The organism is Mycobacterium sp. NPDC049093 (assembly GCF_040704635.1).
GTDB lineage: Bacteria > Actinomycetota > Actinomycetes > Mycobacteriales > Mycobacteriaceae > Mycobacterium.
In genome coordinates, this window is record NZ_JBEZJS010000003.1 from 659,735 (window position 1) to 678,286 (window position 18,552).

The window sequence follows — 18,552 nt, forward strand, 5'->3', positions numbered from 1 at the left end:
ATCTGGAGCTGTTTCGGGCCTCGCCGGGCGGTTCCGGGCCCATGTCCTGGGGTTTTGCCCCAGGCTGTGAGGTGCCCGACGCCCCGATGTTGCGCCGCAGTTCAAGAGCCGGAAACGGTAGACTGAGCCGTGACGTTTGGGCTGGGAAGGCGCGCATGAACGATCTGGTCGACACCACCGAGATGTACCTGCGGACGATCTACGACCTCGAGGAAGAGGGCGTGGTGCCGCTGCGCGCCCGCATTGCCGAGCGGCTCGACCAAAGCGGTCCGACGGTCAGCCAGACGGTGTCGCGCATGGAACGCGACGGCCTGCTGCACGTCGCCGGTGACCGCCACCTGGAGCTGACCGACAAGGGACGTGCGCTGGCGGTTGCCGTGATGCGTAAGCACCGGTTGGCCGAACGGTTGCTCGTCGACGTGATCGGGTTGCCGTGGGAGGACGTCCACGCCGAAGCCTGCCGCTGGGAGCACGTGATGAGCGAGGACGTGGAGCGGCGCTTGGTGCAGGTGCTCGACAACCCCACCACCTCGCCGTTCGGCAATCCCATCCCGGGCCTGTCGGACCTCGGCGTCGGCGCAGCGGGCTACGACGATGTCAGCCTGGTCCGGCTCACCGAACTCCCGGTCGGGCTGCCGGTGGCCGTGGTGGTCCGCCAACTCACCGAACACGTTCAGGGCGACACCGAACTCATCGGTCGACTCAAGGATGCCGGCGTGGTACCCAATGCGAGGGTCACCGTCGAGGCCAATGACCACGGCGGCGTGATGATCGTGATCCCGGGGCACGAGCAGGTCGAGTTGCCCCATCACATGGCGCACGCGGTCCGCGTCGAGAAGGTCTAGCCACTCAACCGGCCCTGCGGCGCCACGTCCGCCGTGGCGGCAGTTGCACGCCGAGCTGTTCGGCCAACCGATAGCCGGTGACCGCCAGCTCCCGGATGCGCTCCGGCCGCATGCCCGCTTGTAGCGCGGTGTCGAGCATGCCCGCCATCCGGTGCGTGGGCCGTGCGTCCAACGCGGCATCGAGCGATACCCCGGCCAGCGGCCCGTCGCCCCGCGCATACGCCGAGAAGGCCAGCAGAACAAGCGCTTCGGCGCGCCACGGATCGGGCAGATTACGGGCCAACAGCGCCCACAACGCTTCGGCCTGCTCCGCGCACTCCCCGACCGCCAGCGCATAGAGCGTGTCGCGGACCCTCGGATCGGCCAACCCGACGGCCAACCGCGCCAACTCGGTACTGCCGGGCGCATCTCCCTCGGCCACCTGCGCCGCTGCCCGCATTGCGGCCTCGACGTCCCCGCGCACCTCGTCGTCGGGCCGGATGTCCGGGCACCCCGGCCGCTGCGCCGCGAGCTCCAATGGCCGTTTCATCGAGGCCGCGGCCACGAGGTCCGGCCGGATCACCCGAAGTAGCTCGTCACGGCTGCCGTAGAGCCGCCGGCCGTCGAGCACCGCAGCTGCCGCCAGTGGTGACGCGCCCGGGTCGTCCACGTATCCCTCTGCGCCACAACCGTCGGCGCAGTGCCAGAACCCCCCGGCGGCCACCTTGTCCACCACGTGCGCGGCGTAGAGCTCGATGCCGTCCGCGGCCAGCGCCTCGTCCAGCACCGCCGCGAGGTCGCGGTAGCGGTCATCGCACACCCGGCAGTCCCGGCTGTGATCGTCCACGACCACAGCGATCACGGCGTCCGCGCCGGCGTTCGCCGCGAGGTCGACGAGGTGCGCGACGCGGCCCGACATGTCGTCGGCCAGATCGGCGCGCATGACGCAGCCCAACTCGCCCCGGTCGACGGTGACGAGCACGAGGCTGCGGTGCGGGACGAAGCCGAGCACCGCGGGCAGTGCGGCGATCAGCGCGCCGGGGCGGTTGAGGTGGAAGTCGAACTCGGGCGAGGAGGGCGATGGTGTAGTCATGGCCCGACCGTGCCAACCCGCCCCGTCACCGATCGCGGCCCGAACCGGGCGGCGGCAGTGGTTGGGGATGGACTCTGCGCTGGGGATAACCCGTTTGTTCACTCGGTATTCGGCGTCAGCCACATGTGCCGGTTCCGCAACCCCGCGTAGACAGTTGACCCATGGGTTCGATGCAGGAATATGACCTCGTTGTCATCGGTTCGGGTCCTGGGGGCCAGCGCGCCGCCATCGCCGCAGCGAAACTGGGCAAGACCGTTGCGGTGATCGAGCGGGGCATGATGCTCGGCGGAGTGTGCGTCAACACCGGCACCATTCCGTCCAAGACGTTGCGTGAGGCCGTCGTCTACCTGACCGGTATGAGCCAGCGCGAACTCTACGGCGCGAGCTACCGCGTCAAGGACAAGATCACCCCCGCCGATCTGCTGTCCCGCACCCAGCACGTCATCGGCAAGGAGATCGACGTCGTGCGGTCTCAGCTGATGCGTAACCGCATCGAGCTGTACACCGGGCACGGCCGATTCTCCGACGAGCACACGATCCTCGTCGAGGATCCCAACCGAGCTGAATTGGTCACTGTCCGTGGCCGTTTCATCGTGATCGCCACCGGAACCAAACCGGCCCGACCGGCCGGCGTCACGTTCGACGAGGCACGCGTGCTCGATTCCGACGGCATCCTCAATCTCGCGACCCTGCCCACCTCGATGGTGGTGGTCGGCGCCGGGGTCATCGGCATCGAGTACGCCTCGATGTTCGCGGCGCTGGGCACCAAGGTCACCGTGGTGGAGAAGCGCGACGACATGCTGGAGTTCTGCGATCCCGAGATCATCGAGTCGTTGCGCTTCCACCTCCGCGACCTCGCGGTGACGTTCCGGTTCGGCGAAGAGGTGACCGCCGTCGACATCGGCACCTCGGGCACGGTGACCACCCTCGCCAGCGGCAAGCAGATCCCCGCCGAGACCGTGATGTATTCGGCCGGACGCCAGGGCCAGACGGATCACCTCGACCTGGCCAACGCCGGTCTGGAGGCCGACGCCCGCGGCCGCATCTACGTCGACGACAACTTCACCACCAAGGTGGACCACATCTACGCGGTCGGCGACGTCATCGGATTCCCGGCGCTGGCCGCGACATCCATGGAGCAGGGCCGGTTAGCCGCGTACCACGCCTTCGGCGAACCCACCAAGGCCATGATGAGCCTGCAGCCGATCGGCATCTACTCGATCCCTGAGGTGTCGTTCGTCGGGGCGACCGAGGTCGATCTGACCAAGGATTCGATTCCGTATGAGGTCGGCGTATCCCGGTACCGCGAACTGGCGCGCGGGCAGATCGCCGGGGATTCCTACGGGATGCTGAAACTGCTCGTGTCCACCGAGGATCTGCGGCTACTGGGGGTGCACATCTTCGGTACCAATGCCACCGAGATGGTCCACATCGGGCAGGCCGTGATGGGTTGCGGCGGCACCGTCGAATACCTCGTCGACGCGGTGTTCAACTATCCGACGTTCTCCGAGGCCTACAAGGTCGCGGCGCTGGACGTGATGAACAAGCTGCGCGCGCTCAACCAGTTCCGCTACTGACAGTCCGATTCGAGGGCCGCCGGCGCCGCGTCGCCGGGGCCGTCGGCCTCGGCGCGGACGAGCAGGCGCGCGATCCGGTCGTCGAAGCGCGGTGAGTAGGACACGTCGTCGTCGCAGCCGCCGCCGTCGAGTCCGCCGACCAACCCGGTCACCGTCGACCCCGAAACCCACGGGGCACCGCTGAAACCATCGGTCACGCCCGCACAGGCCAGGGCCGGGAATCCCTGCAGTGACGACTCGGTCGCGCCGCGGCACGCCATCGGGCTGCCGCCTTCACCCATCGGGTAACCGGTCACCGTCACCGGGCTGCCCGCCGCCGGCGCCGACCCCAGGGTCAGCCCGCCACCGGATTCGGCCAGCAGGCTGGCGGTGGAATCCCCGGTCACCCGCACGATCGCATAGTCGGCCTGAGGATCCTGGTTGGCGAGCCAGCGCGAGTCCAGATACACGCTGCTCACGTGCCAGGTGTCACCGGCGCCCGCGCCGAAACCGGGGACGAACGTGGTGTCGACACCGTCGAGCAGGCAGTGCGCGGCCGTCAGGATGAGGTCAGCTGTCGGGGTGGCCAGCACCGACCCGCTACAGGTGTGCGTCGTGGTATCGCCCAGGAAGAGCGCCCCCACCCGACGATCCGGCGTCACCGACTCGACCCCGGCCTGCGACAACGCGCTGGCCGCAGCCGGTGTGCTGCTCGGCGGGGCGGTCGTGAGGCTGGCTGCCGCCCCACCGGTGGTGGGGCCCGGAACGGTGCACGCCGCCGCCCCGGCCGCCGTCAGGGCAGCCGCGACTGTGAATTTCGCCATCCGGGTCGCGCGCATCATCACGATTTTGCCTGATCGCGCGGAGAACTGCCGGAATGCGACCCCCAGCCCGGCGCGTTCGAACGCACAAGCGGGGCGGAACGAACCCGCAGGACGGGTATGCGGGACACTGGACGATACGGCGGTAGGCCGTCACAGCGTCCTACCGCAGCGAGGAGACGAAGCGAGATGACCGACACCAGCGACACCCCCGATCAGCACTACCAGCCCGACCAGAGCGGCATGTACGAGCTTGAGTTCCCGGCCCCGCAGCTGTCGTCTTCGGATGGACGCGGCCCGGTGCTGATCCACGCGCTGGAGGGTTTCTCCGATGCCGGCCACGCGATCCGCCTGGCCGCCGAGCATCTCAAGGACACGCTCGACACCGAGCTGGTGGCCTCCTTCGCCATCGACGAGCTGCTCGACTACCGGTCGCGCCGGCCGCTGATGACATTCAAGACCGACCATTTCACCAGCTACGACGAACCCGAGCTGAACCTGTACGCGCTGCACGACGGCGTGGGCACGCCGTTCCTGCTGCTGGCCGGCCTGGAGCCGGACCTGCGGTGGGAGCGGTTCATCACCGCGGTGCGGCTGCTCGCCGAACAGCTCGGGGTCCGCCAGGTGATCGGCCTCGGCACCATCCCGATGGCGGTGCCCCACACGCGCCCCGTCATGCTCACCGCGCACGCGAACGACAAGGAGCTGATCGCCGACCACACCCCGTGGGTCGGCGAAGTCCAGGTTCCGGCGAGCGTCTCCAACCTGCTGGAGTTCCGCATGGCCCAGCATGGGCACGAGGTGGTGGGGTACACCGTGCACGTCCCGCACTACCTGGCCCAGACGGCCTATCCGCCGGCTGCCGAGGCGCTACTGGCCGAGGTCGCCCGGACCGGTTCGCTACAACTGCCGTTGGAGAAACTTTCCGAGGCCGGAGCCGAGGTCTACAGCAAGATCAACGAGCAGGTAGAGGCCAGCGAAGAGGTGGCTCAGGTGGTGACCGGGTTGGAGCGCCAGTACGATGCGTTCGTTGCCGCACAGGAGAATCGGTCTCTGCTGGCGCGGGATGAGGAACTGCCCAGCGGTGATGAGCTGGGAGCCGAGTTCGAACGGTTCCTCGCCCAGCAGACCGGTGACAAGCACAAGGACGACAGGTACAAAGACGGGCGGGACGGCTTCGGCGACGGCTTCCCGAACGGCGACAACCACTCATAGCAGCCCGACACCGGGCGAGGGCGAGGTTGACCAGCATGACCGAACGCAAGCCCCATCTGCGGACCGTCCGCGAGCTCACCCCGACGCTCGAATACCGCACGATCCACGGATACCGACGGGCCTTCCGGGTGGCCGGATCCGGTCCGGCGATCCTGCTGATCCACGGCATCGGTGACAACTCGACCACCTGGCACACCGTGCAATCGGCGCTGGCACAACGGTTCACCGTGATCGCTCCGGATCTGCTCGGCCACGGCAGCTCCGACAAGCCGCGTGCGGACTATTCGGTCGCGGCGTACGCCAACGGCATGCGCGACCTACTCAGCGTGCTCGACATCGATCGGGTGACCGTGGTCGGACATTCACTCGGCGGTGGCGTGGCGATGCAGTTCGCCTACCAGTTCCCGCAGTTGGTGGATCGGCTGATCCTCGTGGGCTCCGGTGGCGTCACCAAGGATGTCAACGTGGCTCTGCGGGTGGCCTCGCTCCCGATGGGCAGTGAGGCGCTGGCCCTGCTGCGACTGCCCCTGGTGCTGCCGGCGTTGCAACTGGCCGGTCGGGCCGCGGGCACCGTATTGGGCTCAACCGGTCTCGGCCGCGACATCCCGGACATGCTGCGTATCCTCGCGGATCTGCCGGAGCCGACGGCATCGTCGGCGTTCGCCCGGACCCTGCGCGCCGTCGTGGACTGGCGCGGCCAGGTGGTGACCATGCTGGACCGCTGTTATTTGACCGAATCGGTGCCGGTCCAGTTGGTCTGGGGTGAAAGCGATTCGGTCATCCCCGTCAGCCACGCGCACATGGCGCACGCCGCAATGCCCGGTTCCCAGTTGGAGATTTTCTCCGGATCCGGGCATTTTCCGTTCCACGACGATCCCGACCGCTTCGTCGAGGTGGTCGAACGCTTCATCGACACGACCGAACCGTCGGTGTACGACCAGGACCGGCTCCGCAGCCTGCTGCGCAGCGGCCGGACCGAGGCGACGATGAGCGGGCCGTTCGACACTCAGATCGCGGTGCTCGACGCAATGGACGCCGACGAGCGCAGCGCCACCTGACCTGCTCCCCCACGAGGTTCCCCGAGCGGCCCTCCCGGACGGCGCGGGCCGCGACGTAGCATCGGTCTATGGCCATCGACGTCACTGTTTTGCGTGTGTTCACCGACTCCGAGGGCAAGCACGGCAATCCGCTCGGCGTGGTCGACAACAGCAACGTCGCCCCCGCCGACCGTCAGCGGATCGCCACCGAATTGGGTTACAGCGAAACGGTATTCATCGATCTTCCGCAGCCGGGCGGTAAGTCCGCCAGTGCCCACATCTTCACACCGGTCGCCGAACTGCCGTTCGCAGGACATCCCACGGTCGGCGCATCGTGGTGGCTGCGCGAAAAGGGGTTGCCGGTCAACACATTGCGGGTGCCCGCCGGGATCCTTCCCGTCGAGTACGACGACGATCGCGCCATCGTCAATGCCCGCTCGGAATGGGCCCCGGAATTCGCCATCTATGACCTGGCCACGGTCGACGAGGTGCTCGCCGCCGACCCTGACGATTTCGATGACGCCTACCTGTGGGCCTGGAGCGACGAAGCGCACGGCACGTTGCGATCCCGATCCTTCGCCTCGCATCTCGGGATTCCCGAAGACGAGGCCACGGGGTCGGCGGCAGTACGGATGACCGACTATCTCAGCCGGGATCTCACGATCCTCCAGGGAAAGGGTTCGGTGATCGAGACCCGCTGGAGTCCGGAGGGCTGGGTACGTCTGGCCGGCCGCGTCGTCAACGACGGCACAACCCAACTCGACTGAGCTACGCCTCGGCGCGATGCGCCCGCAGGGCTTCGATTTCGCGCTCGAAGTCCTCGGCGGAGGAGAATGACCGGTACACCGAGGCGAACCTCAGGTAGGCGACCTCGTCCAGTTCGCGGAGCGGTCCGAGGATCGCCAGGCCGACCTCATTGCTGGGGATCTCCGGCGTGCCGAGGCCGCGGACCGCGTCCTCGACCTTCTGCGCCAAGACATTGAGCGCATCGTCGTCGACCTGCCTGCCCTGACAGGACCGGCGCACTCCGCGGATGACCTTCTCCCGACTGAACGGCTCGGTCACCCCGCTGCGCTTCACCACGGCCAGCACCGCGGTCTCCACAGTGGTGAACCGACGTCCGCACTCCGGGCACGACCGCCGGCGCCGGATGGCCTGCCCCTCGTCGGTCTCGCGGGAATCGACGACACGCGAATCAGGATGACGACAGAACGGACAATGCATTACCGCTCCTTCGTCATGCCGCCGGACAACTAGTTCGAGCGCCCTTGAGCGTACCCGCGATGCCCTCGGCAGACTCACCGCCGGGTCCAGTGGCATGTAGGTGCTCACGCCGACACCGGCCAGTGATGCTGCCTGCCAGGACGTTTCAGCGGACATTGCGCTGCTCAGCCAACCGGTGCGAGCAGTGTCTGCCCGGCGTCGACCGCGGCAGAGTCGAGTTGGTTGAGGTCACGAATCTGCTCGACGACCCGGGCCACCGGAGCATCCGGGGCAACCCGGCGTGCCACCTGCTGCAGCGACTCCCCGGACTTCACCTGGACCACCGCGAGTTCCGCCGGCTGCGGGCTCTCGGCCCCCATCACCCCACCGAGTTGGGCCACCAGGCCGAGCCACACCGTGATACCGGCGGCGACCAGGGCCAGTAACACCGTGGTCAGCGGCGTGATGGGCCGGCTGCGGTGCGACGCCCGCGACATCAGCACACCGGTTCCGCGGTAGTGGACCGCACCGGCGGCGGGGCGGGCACGGCCCGGGCGCTGCGCCCGCTGCACCCGGCGTACCGGCCGGGCCACACCGGTACCGAAGGTGGCGCTGCCCCTGGCGCCTGCGGCGCAGCGGGCCCGCTGCGGTGAGGACTGGGGCACGGCCCGAACAGCGCGGGAACGGCTATCGGCGGGGATATCGATGATCGCCATCTGACTGCCTTTCGGTGGACTCTTTCGCTCTTGTGTTCGAACATACTCGCTCAGGTGTTCGATTGATAGAACATGTGATCGAACTGTTGCCAAACGATAGAACAGGGCACCGACAAGTTCCGGCCACGAACCCCGCGCACGAGCACGAACCGCCGCCCCATGCGCCCCACCAGCAGACACGCCCACAACACGCGTCGAACACATGTTTGATTAATGTTCGATCAGGGACTACATTCGGCCCCATGAGCGACGACCGCAGCAGGGACGGCAACACGGAAAGCCCGGCCGGATCGGACGGCGCGGGTCCACGCCGGGCCGAGGGCGGCCTCACCGACCGGCAACGCACCATTCTCGACGTGATCCGCGCGTCGGTGACCACTCGCGGCTACCCGCCCAGCATCCGCGAGATCGGCGATGCGGTCGGATTGACCTCGACCTCGTCGGTCGCCCACCAGTTGCGCACCCTGGAACGCAAGGGCTACCTGCGCCGCGATCCCAACCGCCCGCGCGCTGTCGACGTGCGCGCCGCCGACGATCCGACGGCCGCCGCACTGGTGTCCACCGACGTGGCCGGCTCCGACGCGCTCCCCGAGCCGACGTTCGTGCCGGTGCTCGGCCGTATCGCCGCGGGCGGCCCCATCCTGGCCGAGCAGGCCGTCGAGGACGTCTTCCCGCTGCCCCGCGAATTGGTCGGCGAGGGCTCACTGTTCCTGCTCAAGGTTGTCGGCGACTCGATGGTCGATGCGGCCATCTGTGACGGCGACTGGGTGGTGGTACGCCAGCAGAGCGTGGCCGACAACGGCGACATCGTGGCAGCCATGATCGACGGCGAGGCCACCGTCAAGACGTTCAAGCGGACCCGCGGTCAGGTCTGGCTGATGCCGCACAACCCGGCATACGACCCGATCCCGGGCAACGACGCAGCGGTGCTCGGCAAGGTCGTCACCGTGATCCGCAAGATCTGACCGGACGAGGGCCCGGCCTCACCTGACGGCTGCCGAGCCCCACAGCCCTCAGTCCGTGCGCACGAACCCGTTCGTGCGGGCGAATTCCTCACTGGCGAACCAGATCTCGGCCACTGCGTCGTCGTACTCGCTACTGTCGGGCGCCCAGTACCGTCCGGACTTCGTGTCCGCCTTGATCGGATAGCCCTCCGGCGCACGGTGGGGATCGTCCAACGGCAGATGGATAGCGGTGGCAGTCGGTATCTCGTCGAGTTCGATGGCGGCGTGGCGCCCGCTGTGCGCCTCGCTGCTGTATGCCTCGGCCTCGGTGATGACGCGGGTCGGCGCGGTGTCGACGTTGTCCTGATCGCTCGGGACCGCCAGGCCGCTCAGCCCTGCGAAACCCTGTGCCTCACGCACTCCGCCCACCGGACCGGGCATTGACCCGGTATCCACCAGGTCCTCGTCCACGAGTTCCGCTTCGATGTCGTCGACATCGTCGCCCTCGGCGACCTCCTCGAATTCGGCGTCGATCGGCGTATCGAGATCCTCGTCGCCGAAGTCGTCGTCCTCGAAGTCGTCATCTTCATAGTCGTCTTCGAAGTCGTCATCGTCGTCATAGTCGTCGAAGCCCTGCTCCCCGACCAACTGCGAGGAATCCTCCGGCGGTTCCTCCTCCTCGCCCGGCACCCCGTAACCACTGGCCGATCCGTGCGGAGCGGCCCACTGGCTGACCGGAATGGCGATATCGGTGGGGCCGTCGTACGGAGACGCCGCGCCTGAAGATTCCTCGCCCGGGCCGGCGAACCGCGCCGTCGCGGCGTCGCCGTACGCAGCGCTCGGGCCGTAGCCGTTGGCCGCGTCGGAGCCACCGCCATCGCGGTACTCATCGTGGTCGTACCCACGCGAGCCGTAGCGCGCGTCGTCATATCGACCCTCGTCGTAGGACGAATCTCCCGGTCCGCCGTCGTAGTCGTCGTCGAACGGATCGTGGTCGAAGTCGTCATCGCCACCGGCGCGGCGACGGTGCCACAGTGCGGCACCGACGATCAACCCGGCGAGCAGCACGACCGGGATCACCGCGATCAGCCACCACCAGCTCCAATGCCAGGAGAACGGCTTCTTGCTGTCGGTGTCGGAGGGCTGCGGTCCGGCCGCCGGGGTCTGCCCGAGTCCGGGAACCTGCAGTCCGCTCAGCTCGGAGGCGAGTTTCGACGGCTCGGTGGTGAACTTGTCGGCGTCGCGGTCCCACGAGATCGCTCCCCCGCTGAACCGCTGGCTGATGACACCGCCGTCTTCGGTCTGGTCGGCCATCGGGGCGCCCAGCGCGCCCTTGGCCCCACCGAGCTTCTCCCAGGCCGCGTTCATCGCGCCCCGCACGATCACCGCGCCGTAGTCGGGGGTCCAGAAGATGACGGGGTTGTCAGCCGCCGCGAAAGTGCTGATCCGGCTATTGGGACCCAACCCGCCCTCGGCCTCGCTTGCGGTCGGGAAGCCCAGATCGCCTTCCGGGCCACCGACGCTTTCATACTTTTCGAGCAGCTGGCCGGTGATGGCATTGGCCCCGGTGGCCGGGCTGTAGAAGATCTTGCCGCCGGCGTACTTCTGGCCGAATCCACCGTCGCCGATTGGATACTGGTCGCCGTCCTTGGCTCCCAGCGGTCCCATCACCCCGCCCGCCTCGCGACGCGCAGCGGCGATCGCCGAGGCGGGGTCCGACGGTACGTCCAGACCGGCCAGCTGATCGGCCAGTTCCGGCGGCACCGTGGTGAACGCCTTGGTCTTGCGGTTCCAGGAGATCTCGCCGCCGGTGAACTTCTGGGAGATCACGTCGCCGTCGAACGTCTCGTCGTCGGCGGGGACGCCCAGTACTCCCGCGGAGCCGCCGAGCTTGTCCCATGCGGCGTTGATGGCGCCCCGCACCACCCGGGCACCGGTGGACGGAGTCCAGAAGATGACCGGGTTGTCAGGCGCACTCAAGGTCGAGTTGCGGCTGTCCGCGGCACGTCCGGCGCCCTCGTCGATGGTGGGAAATCCCATGTCGCCGTCGGCCGGGCCGCCCAGCGACTCGTACTTGTCCAGGATTGCGCCCTGCATGAAGTGCGCGCCGGTTGCCGGGGTGAAGAACATCTTGCCGCCGGAGAAGTTCTGCGCGAAGCCAGAACCCACCGCGTACACGCCGCCCTGCCGCGGCCCGAGCGGGCCGCCGTCCCCACCGTTGGCCTCCCAGGCGGCCGTGACCGCGGCGTCGGCATCCGACTCCGGGGTGGCCGAAGCCACCGCCGGCACCACCAAAGCAGCGACTACGAGTGCGAGCAGGCCGACCGCCAACCGCCACACGGCCGCGTTCAGCCTCGCTCCCGGCCTAGTCATGCGCCCTCCCCGCTCGTTCGGCAAAGTTTCCTTAGAAATGTCCCGCCCGGACAACTTTGCGTCAGCACGTGACGATAACCAACTAACGTGGCCGATCATGACCAAAAAAGGCCCAATATCTGGGTCCGAAGACCCAGATTTGGGCTTTTTTGGACGAGTACCGGATAAATCGGGGGCCGATCGGCCCGCTAGACACCCAGCCCGCGACCGATGATCTCCTTCATGATCTCGGTGGTGCCGCCGTAGATGGTCTGCACTCGGGCATCCAGGTAGGCCCGCGCAACCGGGTACTCACGCATGTAGCCGTAGCCGCCGTGCAGCTGCAGGCAGCGGTCGATGAGCTCCACCTGCTTCTCGGTCGAGTACCACTTGGCCATCGCCGCCTGCTCCACGGTGAGCTTCTCGTCGAGGTGCAACCGAATGAACTCGTCGACCATCATCCGGACCACGGTGGCCTCGGTGGCCAGTTCGGCCAGCAGGAACCGGCTGTTCTGGAAGCTGCCGATGGGCTTGCCGAACGCCTTGCGCTCCTTGGTGTACTGCACGGTCTGCTCCAGCACCGCCTCCATCGCCGCGGCGGCCATGATGGCGATCGAGATGCGTTCCTGCGGCAGGTTCTGCATCAGATAGACGAAACCCTGCCCCTCCTCGCCGAGCAGGTTCTCGACGGGAACCTTGACGTCGGTGAACGACAGCTCGGCGGTGTCCTGGGCCTCCAGACCGATCTTGTCCAGGTGCCGGCCCCGCTCGAAGCCCTCCATACCGCGCTCCACCACCAGCAGGGAGAAGCCGAGAGCACCCTTCTCAGGGTCGGTTTGGGCAACGACGATCACCAGATCGGAGTTGATGCCGTTGGTGATGAAGGTCTTGGACCCGTTGAGGACGTAGTGGTCACCGTCGCGCACCGCGCGGGTCTTGATGCCCTGCAGGTCGCTACCGGTGCCCGGTTCGGTCATTGCGATCGCCGTGATCAATTCGCCCGTGCAGAACTTGGGCAGCCACCGCTGCTTCTGCTCCTCATTGGCCAGCCGGAGCAGATACGGCGCGACGACGTCGTTGTGCAGGCTGAAGCCGATGCCGCTGAAGCGACCGGCGACGGTCTCCTCACAGACGATCGTGTTGTACCGGAAGTCGTCGTTACCGCCGCCGCCGTACTCCTCGGGCACCGCCATCCCGAGAAAGCCCTGCTTACCCGCCTCCAGCCAGACCCCGCGGTCGACGATCTTGTCCTTCTCCCACTGGTCGTGGAAGGGCGCGACATGCTTGTCCAGAAACGCCCGGTACGACTCGCGGAACAAGTCGTGCTCGGGCTCGAACAACGTGCGGTCGTACTTCACAACACTGCCCATGGTGTGACCTCCGGTACTGGTTACTGATTTGGGGCCAACCTATACCAACCGGGTGGTTGGTCAGCCCTGGGGAGGGTGGGTACCGCCCGTAAACTCTGCTCATGCCCCGGTCCCCCATGAGCCTCGCGCACTGGGGCGCCTTCACCGCGAACGTCGCGGACGGCGACATCGCGGCCGTCACCCCGATGGACGGTGACGCTGACCCCTCACCGTTGCTCGGCAACCTCGCAGGCTCGATCCGGCACCGCTCCCGTATCGCCGGGCCCGCAGTGCGACGCGGCTGGCTGCGCGACGGCCCCGGCCCCAGTACCGAACGGGGCGCCGACGAGTACGTCGCGGTCTCCTGGGATGAGCTCTTCGAGTTGCTGGCCGAGGAGCTGCGCCGGGTCGTCCACACCTACGGCAACGAGGCGATCTACGGCGGCTCCTACGGCTGGGCCAGCGCCGGACGCTTCCACCACGCCCAGAGCCAGGTGCACCGCTTTCTGAAAATGCTCGGCGGCTATACGTCTTCCCGCCATTCCTATAGCCTGGGCGCGACCGGGGTGATCATGCCCCGGGTGGTCGGTACTCACGACGACCTGTTCAAGCGCTCCACCGACTGGGAGATCATCAGCGAGCACACCGATCTGCTGGTGTGCTTCGGCGGACTCGCACTGAAGAACACCGGCATCAATCACGGTGGCACCACGGCACATCCGGCCCGCGACGCGCTGCGCCGGATGCGTGAGCGCGGCGGAAAGATCGTGTCGCTGAGCCCGCTTCGTGACGACGTCGACGGCGACTGCCGATGGCTGGCCCCCGTCCCTGGCACCGATGTGGCAGTGATGCTCGCCCTGGCCTACGTGCTGGCCACTGAGGGCCTGGCCGACCTCGACTTCCTCGACACGCACTGCAGCGGATACCAGCGGTTCGAGCGCTACCTGTTGGGCCACGACGACGGTATCGCCAAGAGCCCGCAATGGGCGTCGGCGCTCAGCGGCCTGCCCGCCGGCGAGCTCGCGGACCTGGCGAGGCAGATGGCCGCCTCCCGCACCCTGGTCACCGTCAGCTGGTCGCTGCAGCGGATCCGGCACGGCGAGCAGGCGCCGTGGATGGGCCTGACCCTGGCCGCCATGCTGGGCCAGATCGGTGTGCCCGGAGGGGGTTTCGGGCACGGCTACGGGTCGATGAACGAGCCGGGGTTGCCGCCGCTGCGCTGCGGCCTGCCCGCGCTGCCACAGGGGCTCAACCCGGTGCAGACGTTCATCCCTGTCGCGGCCGTGACCGACATGCTGCTGCACCCCGGCCAGCCGTTCGATTACAACGGACTGCGCCTGACCTACCCCGACATCAGGTGCGTGTACTGGGCCGGCGGCAATCCGTTCCACCACCACCAGAACATTCCGAGATTGTGCCGCGCCCTGTCCCGGGTGGACACCATCGTGGTGCACGACCCGTACTGGACGGCGATGGCCAAGCATGCCGACATCGTCGTGCCCTCGACCACCGCCTATGAGCGCGAGGACTACTCGGGTTCGCGCAATGACCCCCTGCTGGTCGCCATGCCTGCGCTGACCCCGCCGTACGGCGACTCCCGCGACGACTACACCACGTTCTCGGCGCTGGCCGAGCGGCTCGGGTTCGGTGAGCAGTTCACCGAGGGCCGCACGGCACGGCAGTGGTTGGTCCACATGTATGAAAAGTGGTCTGCCGGACTGGATTTCGAGGTACCCGAGTTCGACCAGTTCTGGGCTGAGGGTCACCTGCGGTTGCCCACCGAACCGGGGCTCACGCTGCTGGCTGATTTCCGGGCCGATCCGGTCGGGCACCGGTTGGCCACCCCGAGCGGTCGGATCGAGATCTTCTCGCAGACCATCGACGGATTCGGCTACCCCGACTGTGCCGGCCACCCCCGGTGGTACGAGCCGACCGAGTGGCTCGGCGGTGAGCGGGCCGGCCGCTATCCGTTGCATCTGCTGGCCAATCAGCCCGCGACCCGCCTGCACAGCCAACTCGACGGCGGTGCCACGAGTCAGGCATCGAAAGTTCAAGGGCGCGAACCGATCCGCATCCACCCGGACGACGCGGCGGCCCGAGGGCTCGCAGACGGTGACGTAGTGCGGGTGTTCAACGACCGTGGGGCGTGCCTGGCCGGGGTGATGATCGACGACCGGTTGCGCCCGTCGGTGGTGCAATTACCGACCGGAGCGTGGTACGACCCCGCCGAACCGTCAGATCCCGATTCGATGTGCGTGCACGGCAATCCCAACGTGCTCACCGACGACGTCGGGACCTCGTCGCTGGCGCATGGCTGCACCGGCGCACATGTGCTGGTGCAGGTCGAGAAGTTCGATGGAACGCTCCCCCCGGTGCGGGCACATGAGCCGCCGGTGATCCGGCAACGCTGAAACCGTTGGGCCGCCACCACTTCGGCCGTTTTCCCGGTGACAGTTGCATGCCGGTGCAAAGATCCCTTCAGCGCTGACGGCTTCGTCAGCAGAAGGAGATCCGGGCCGATGCGATTCTCACCCCGTTCTGCTGCCAGGTCACTGCTGGTCGGCGCCGTAGCGGTATCCGGCTCGGTGGTCATCGGCCTGACACCCGTCGGCACCGCAGCAGTCGGTCTGGTGGTCGCGGTGACACCGCTGATCGTCCCGGGCACCGGAACCCCGAACCCGCAGGACTCCAACAACTACCTGGCCAACGCCGTGGCCTACTACGTCCAGCCCAGCGGTAGTTGCGGCGCCGAGGACTGCGCGGCGCCGGTGGCCATCCCCTACATCGCCCAGTTCTGGCCCATCCCGCTCCCCGGCTGGGGCGGACTGGAGGGCGCCAAATGGAACGTGTCGGTGGCCAGCGGGGTCACCCGGCTGACCAGTGAACTCGTCGGTGCCAACAACCCCAGTGCGGCGCATCCCGTGACCGTCTTCGGCTATTCGCAGGGCGCCACGGTGGCCAGCATTGTCAAGGGCAACCTGGCGGACCTGACCGACGAGCAGAAGCAGAATCTGAGTTTTGTCCTGATCGGTAACCCCAACCGCCCTGACGGCGGCCTCTTCGAGCGGCTGGCGATCCTGGGCACCGTGCCGATCCTCGACGCGACGTTCGGCCAACCCACTCCGACGGACACCGGCATCGAGACCTACGACATCGCGCTTCAGTACGACGGCGTCGCCGACGCTCCGTCATGGGTGCTCAATCCGCTCGCCCTGGCGAATGCGCTGGCCGGATTCGAGTACGTGCACGGCTCTTACCTGGACCCCCGAGGCGACGATCCGGACACCGCAGCGCCGTACGGCTACACACCCGAACAGGTGCAGGCCGCGATCGAGAATGCGAAGGCGAACTGCAGCGCCGAAACCCACTGCCAGAAGGTCGACGGCAGTGATACCTACTACGTCACCCTGCCGGCGAAGACGCTACCGATCATGCAGCCGCTGCTCGACCTGGGTACGGCGACCGGTACGTCCGCCGTGGTGATCCCACTCGTCGACCTGGTCTCCCCGATGGCGCAGACCCTGATCGAAACCGGTTACACCAGAACCGACTACAGCAGTCCGACACCGTTCCAGTTGCTGCCCAGGTTCAACCCGGTCAAGTTGGCCACCGACCTGGTCAACGACATTCCGGAGGGCATCCGGGCCGCGCTCAACCCGGGGCTCGACCCACTGCCCGGATGGACCGATCCGACGCAGTCCGGCGTGACCGTCCGAGTCCCGGACGCGGCCGACAAGACCGTTGTCGACACCACGAAAGTCTCCGCTACCTCCGATGACAAACCGCTCCGGCAGCTGAGCAAGGACACCGAGCCCGAGACAGCCCCGAAGCAGCGCCCCTCATCGCCGAAAGCGCTCGCAACCAAGGGACACCCGGCGCGTGACATGGCCAAGTCGCTCCGAAGCAGCGTGCGCAAGGCCCTGGGTCAGGACAGCGCGAAGGACAAGGCCACGGACCGTGCCGAGGCAAGAGACACCAGCACCAAGGACGCGGGCACCAAGGGCAAGAAGAAATCTGCCGCCTGACGCGTGCTCAGAAGGTGGCGAACTCACTCAGGCTCGCGGCCAGTGCCATGGGCACCCGCGCCTTGATGCGGGTGCCGTCGGCAGTGTGCTCGGTGGCGTCCACCCGACCGTCGGCGTGCACCCGTGCGACCAGGTCCCCGCGGTCGTAGGGAATCGTCACGTCCACCGTGGCGTCGGTCGGCGGGATCATCTCCGCCATCCGGGCCCGCAATCGGTCCAGCCCCTCGCCGGTGTGCGCCGAGACGAAGACTGCATCGGGCAAGGCGCGGCGTAGCGCGGCCAGTCCGAGGTCGGTGGCCGCGTCGATCTTGTTGACCACCAACAGCTCCGGCGGCGGGGTGATGTCGTATTCGACGACCACCTCGTTGATCACCTGCCGGACCGCATTGATCTGCGCCAGCGGATGGTCGTCGGACCCGTCCACGACGTGCACCAGCAGGTCGGCGTCGACGACCTCTTCCAGCGTGGACCGGAACGCCTCGACCAACTGGGTGGGAAGGTGCCGGACGAAGCCGACGGTGTCGGTCAGCACGAACGGCCGGCCGTCGTCGAATTCGCCACGCCGCGTGGTGGGTTCGAGCGTGGCGAACAGGGCGTTCTCCACCAGCACACCGGCCCCGGTCAGTGCGTTGAGCAGGCTGGACTTGCCGGCGTTGGTGTAGCCGACGATGGCCACCGAGGCTGCATCCGAGGTCAGCCGCCGGCTGCGCTGGGTGTCGCGGATCTTCTTCATGTCGCGAATCTCGCGGCGCAGCTTGGCCATCCGCTCCCGGATGCGGCGGCGGTCGGTCTCGATCTTGGTCTCACCGGGCCCGCGGGTTCCCACGCCACCACCGGCACCGCCGGCGCGACCGCCGGCCTGGCGCGACATCGATTCACCCCAGCCGCGCAGCCGGGGCAGCATGTACTCCATCTGGGCCAGCGACACCTGCGCCTTGCCCTCCCGGCTGGTCGCGTGCTGTGCGAAGATGTCCAGGATCAGCGCGGTGCGGTCGATCACCTTGACCTTGACGACCTTCTCCAGCGAGTTGAGCTGCGCAGGTGAGAGTTCGCCGTCGCAGATCACGGTGTCGGCCCCGGTGGCCAGGACCACCTCCCGCAGTTCGACGGCTTTGCCCGAGCCGATGTAGGTGGACGGGTCCGGCTTGTCGCGACGCTGGATCAGGCCCTCGAGTACTTCCGATCCGGCGGTCTCGGCGAGTGCCGCCAGTTCGGCCAGGCTGGCATCGGCGTCGGCTGCGCTGCCTTCGGTCCACACTCCGACCAGGACCACGCGCTCCAGCCTGAGCTGGCGGTACTCGACCTCGGTGACATCAGTGAGTTCGGTGGAGAGCCCGGCGACGCGGCGCAGTGAAGCGCGGTCTTCGAGGGCCAGCTCGCCGGTGCTGGGTGTTACGGGATGTTCTGGATGAGTCAT

The 18,552-nt window shown here is 67.6% G+C and carries 15 protein-coding genes; 8 read left to right on the forward strand and 7 right to left on the reverse strand.

The features are described 5' to 3' along the window. The first annotated feature begins 155 nt into the window (after positions 1-155). Positions 156-845 carry an iron-dependent transcriptional repressor DtxR gene (locus AB0876_RS13625; RefSeq protein WP_055113255.1) on the forward strand — a complete coding sequence of 230 codons (690 nt, stop codon included), beginning with the start codon at positions 156-158 and terminating at the stop codon, positions 843-845. 4 nt (positions 846-849) lie between these two features. On the opposite strand, the gene AB0876_RS13630 is transcribed toward AB0876_RS13625, so the two are convergent. Beyond that, positions 850-1,917: a DUF4192 domain-containing protein gene (locus AB0876_RS13630; RefSeq protein WP_491838840.1), complete on the reverse strand. Its 1,068-nt coding sequence runs from the start codon at positions 1,915-1,917 to the stop codon at positions 850-852. Positions 1,918-2,087: 170 nt separating this feature from the next. Between AB0876_RS13630 and sthA the strand changes: the two genes are divergently transcribed. Further along, positions 2,088-3,494: a Si-specific NAD(P)(+) transhydrogenase gene (gene sthA, locus AB0876_RS13635; protein WP_526042348.1), complete on the forward strand. Its 1,407-nt coding sequence runs from the start codon at positions 2,088-2,090 to the stop codon at positions 3,492-3,494. Here the strand turns inward: sthA and AB0876_RS13640 are convergent. After that, positions 3,488-4,312 (reverse strand): trypsin-like serine peptidase, encoded by an 825-nt coding sequence (locus AB0876_RS13640; RefSeq protein WP_491838838.1) that lies wholly within the window; start codon positions 4,310-4,312, stop codon positions 3,488-3,490. The two genes, sthA and AB0876_RS13640, sit on opposite strands and share 7 nt — an antisense overlap. A gap of 171 nt (positions 4,313-4,483) precedes the next feature. Between AB0876_RS13640 and AB0876_RS13645 the strand changes: the two genes are divergently transcribed. The 3 genes from AB0876_RS13645 to AB0876_RS13655 all read left to right on the forward strand — a co-directional run bounded on the left by AB0876_RS13645 (position 4,484) and on the right by AB0876_RS13655 (position 7,313). Then, a complete protein-coding gene (locus AB0876_RS13645; RefSeq protein ID WP_491838837.1) occupies positions 4,484-5,509 on the forward strand; it encodes a proteasome assembly chaperone family protein in 1,026 nt (341 codons plus the stop codon). A gap of 35 nt (positions 5,510-5,544) precedes the next feature. Next, positions 5,545-6,567 carry an alpha/beta fold hydrolase gene (locus AB0876_RS13650; RefSeq protein WP_491838836.1) on the forward strand — a complete coding sequence of 341 codons (1,023 nt, stop codon included), beginning with the start codon at positions 5,545-5,547 and terminating at the stop codon, positions 6,565-6,567. Between the two features lie 68 nt (positions 6,568-6,635). Further along, the gene (locus AB0876_RS13655) at positions 6,636-7,313 is read left to right on the forward strand and encodes a PhzF family protein (RefSeq protein WP_491838835.1); all 678 of its coding nucleotides are present in this window, start codon (positions 6,636-6,638) and stop codon (positions 7,311-7,313) included. A gap of 1 nt (position 7,314) precedes the next feature. On the opposite strand, the gene nrdR is transcribed toward AB0876_RS13655, so the two are convergent. Both nrdR and AB0876_RS13665 read right to left on the reverse strand, forming a co-directional pair. Further along, entirely contained in the window at positions 7,315-7,770 is a 456-nt protein-coding gene (gene nrdR / locus AB0876_RS13660; protein ID WP_463745561.1) for a transcriptional regulator NrdR, read from the reverse strand. Between the two features lie 164 nt (positions 7,771-7,934). Beyond that, the gene (locus tag AB0876_RS13665; RefSeq protein ID WP_491838834.1) at positions 7,935-8,465 is read right to left on the reverse strand and encodes a LysM peptidoglycan-binding domain-containing protein; all 531 of its coding nucleotides are present in this window, start codon (positions 8,463-8,465) and stop codon (positions 7,935-7,937) included. 242 nt (positions 8,466-8,707) lie between these two features. On the opposite strand from AB0876_RS13665, the gene lexA reads away from it, so the two are divergent. Further along, on the forward strand, positions 8,708-9,430 hold the full coding sequence (gene lexA / locus AB0876_RS13670; protein WP_064884422.1) for a transcriptional repressor LexA: 723 nt from the start codon (positions 8,708-8,710) through the stop codon (positions 9,428-9,430). Between the two features lie 48 nt (positions 9,431-9,478). Here the strand turns inward: lexA and AB0876_RS13675 are convergent, their stop codons facing one another. Together AB0876_RS13675 and AB0876_RS13680 are read right to left on the reverse strand one after the other, a co-directional pair. After that, positions 9,479-11,782, reverse strand: coding sequence for an LGFP repeat-containing protein (locus tag AB0876_RS13675; protein ID WP_491838833.1), 2,304 nt, complete (start codon positions 11,780-11,782; stop codon positions 9,479-9,481). Positions 11,783-11,970: 188 nt separating this feature from the next. Continuing rightward, positions 11,971-13,131: an acyl-CoA dehydrogenase family protein gene (locus tag AB0876_RS13680; RefSeq protein ID WP_491838832.1), complete on the reverse strand. Its 1,161-nt coding sequence runs from the start codon at positions 13,129-13,131 to the stop codon at positions 11,971-11,973. Between the two features lie 101 nt (positions 13,132-13,232). On the opposite strand from AB0876_RS13680, the gene AB0876_RS13685 reads away from it, so the two are divergent. Together AB0876_RS13685 and AB0876_RS13690 are read left to right on the forward strand one after the other, a co-directional pair. Then, on the forward strand, positions 13,233-15,521 hold the full coding sequence (locus tag AB0876_RS13685; protein ID WP_491838831.1) for a molybdopterin guanine dinucleotide-containing S/N-oxide reductase: 2,289 nt from the start codon (positions 13,233-13,235) through the stop codon (positions 15,519-15,521). A 108-nt stretch (positions 15,522-15,629) separates the two neighbouring features. Continuing rightward, positions 15,630-17,135, forward strand: coding sequence for a PE-PPE domain-containing protein (locus AB0876_RS13690; protein WP_491838830.1), 1,506 nt, complete (start codon positions 15,630-15,632; stop codon positions 17,133-17,135). 7 nt (positions 17,136-17,142) lie between these two features. Here AB0876_RS13690 and hflX read toward each other — a convergent pair whose 3' ends face one another. Continuing rightward, positions 17,143-18,552: a GTPase HflX gene (hflX, locus tag AB0876_RS13695; protein ID WP_491838829.1), complete on the reverse strand. Its 1,410-nt coding sequence runs from the start codon at positions 18,550-18,552 to the stop codon at positions 17,143-17,145.

Bases quoted from the DNA above. Each gene is read 5' to 3' on its own strand.
- AB0876_RS13665 (WP_491838834.1), bottom strand. From the start codon at position 8,465: ATGGCGATCATCGATATCCCCGCCGATAGCCGTTCCCGCGCTGTTCGG.
- lexA (WP_064884422.1), top strand. From the start codon at position 8,708: ATGAGCGACGACCGCAGCAGGGACGGCAACACGGAAAGCCCGGCCGGA.
- AB0876_RS13630 (WP_491838840.1), bottom strand. From the start codon at position 1,917: ATGACTACACCATCGCCCTCCTCGCCCGAGTTCGACTTCCACCTCAAC.
- hflX (WP_491838829.1), bottom strand. From the start codon at position 18,552: ATGACTCATCCAGAACATCCCGTAACACCCAGCACCGGCGAGCTGGCC.
- AB0876_RS13655 (WP_491838835.1), top strand. From the start codon at position 6,636: ATGGCCATCGACGTCACTGTTTTGCGTGTGTTCACCGACTCCGAGGGC.
- sthA (WP_526042348.1), top strand. From the start codon at position 2,088: ATGCAGGAATATGACCTCGTTGTCATCGGTTCGGGTCCTGGGGGCCAG.
- nrdR (WP_463745561.1), bottom strand. From the start codon at position 7,770: ATGCATTGTCCGTTCTGTCGTCATCCTGATTCGCGTGTCGTCGATTCC.
- AB0876_RS13625 (WP_055113255.1), top strand. From the start codon at position 156: ATGAACGATCTGGTCGACACCACCGAGATGTACCTGCGGACGATCTAC.
- AB0876_RS13690 (WP_491838830.1), top strand. From the start codon at position 15,630: ATGCGATTCTCACCCCGTTCTGCTGCCAGGTCACTGCTGGTCGGCGCC.
- AB0876_RS13680 (WP_491838832.1), bottom strand. From the start codon at position 13,131: ATGGGCAGTGTTGTGAAGTACGACCGCACGTTGTTCGAGCCCGAGCAC.
- AB0876_RS13675 (WP_491838833.1), bottom strand. From the start codon at position 11,782: ATGACTAGGCCGGGAGCGAGGCTGAACGCGGCCGTGTGGCGGTTGGCG.
- AB0876_RS13640 (WP_491838838.1), bottom strand. From the start codon at position 4,312: ATGCGCGCGACCCGGATGGCGAAATTCACAGTCGCGGCTGCCCTGACG.
- AB0876_RS13645 (WP_491838837.1), top strand. From the start codon at position 4,484: ATGACCGACACCAGCGACACCCCCGATCAGCACTACCAGCCCGACCAG.
- AB0876_RS13685 (WP_491838831.1), top strand. From the start codon at position 13,233: ATGCCCCGGTCCCCCATGAGCCTCGCGCACTGGGGCGCCTTCACCGCG.
- AB0876_RS13650 (WP_491838836.1), top strand. From the start codon at position 5,545: ATGACCGAACGCAAGCCCCATCTGCGGACCGTCCGCGAGCTCACCCCG.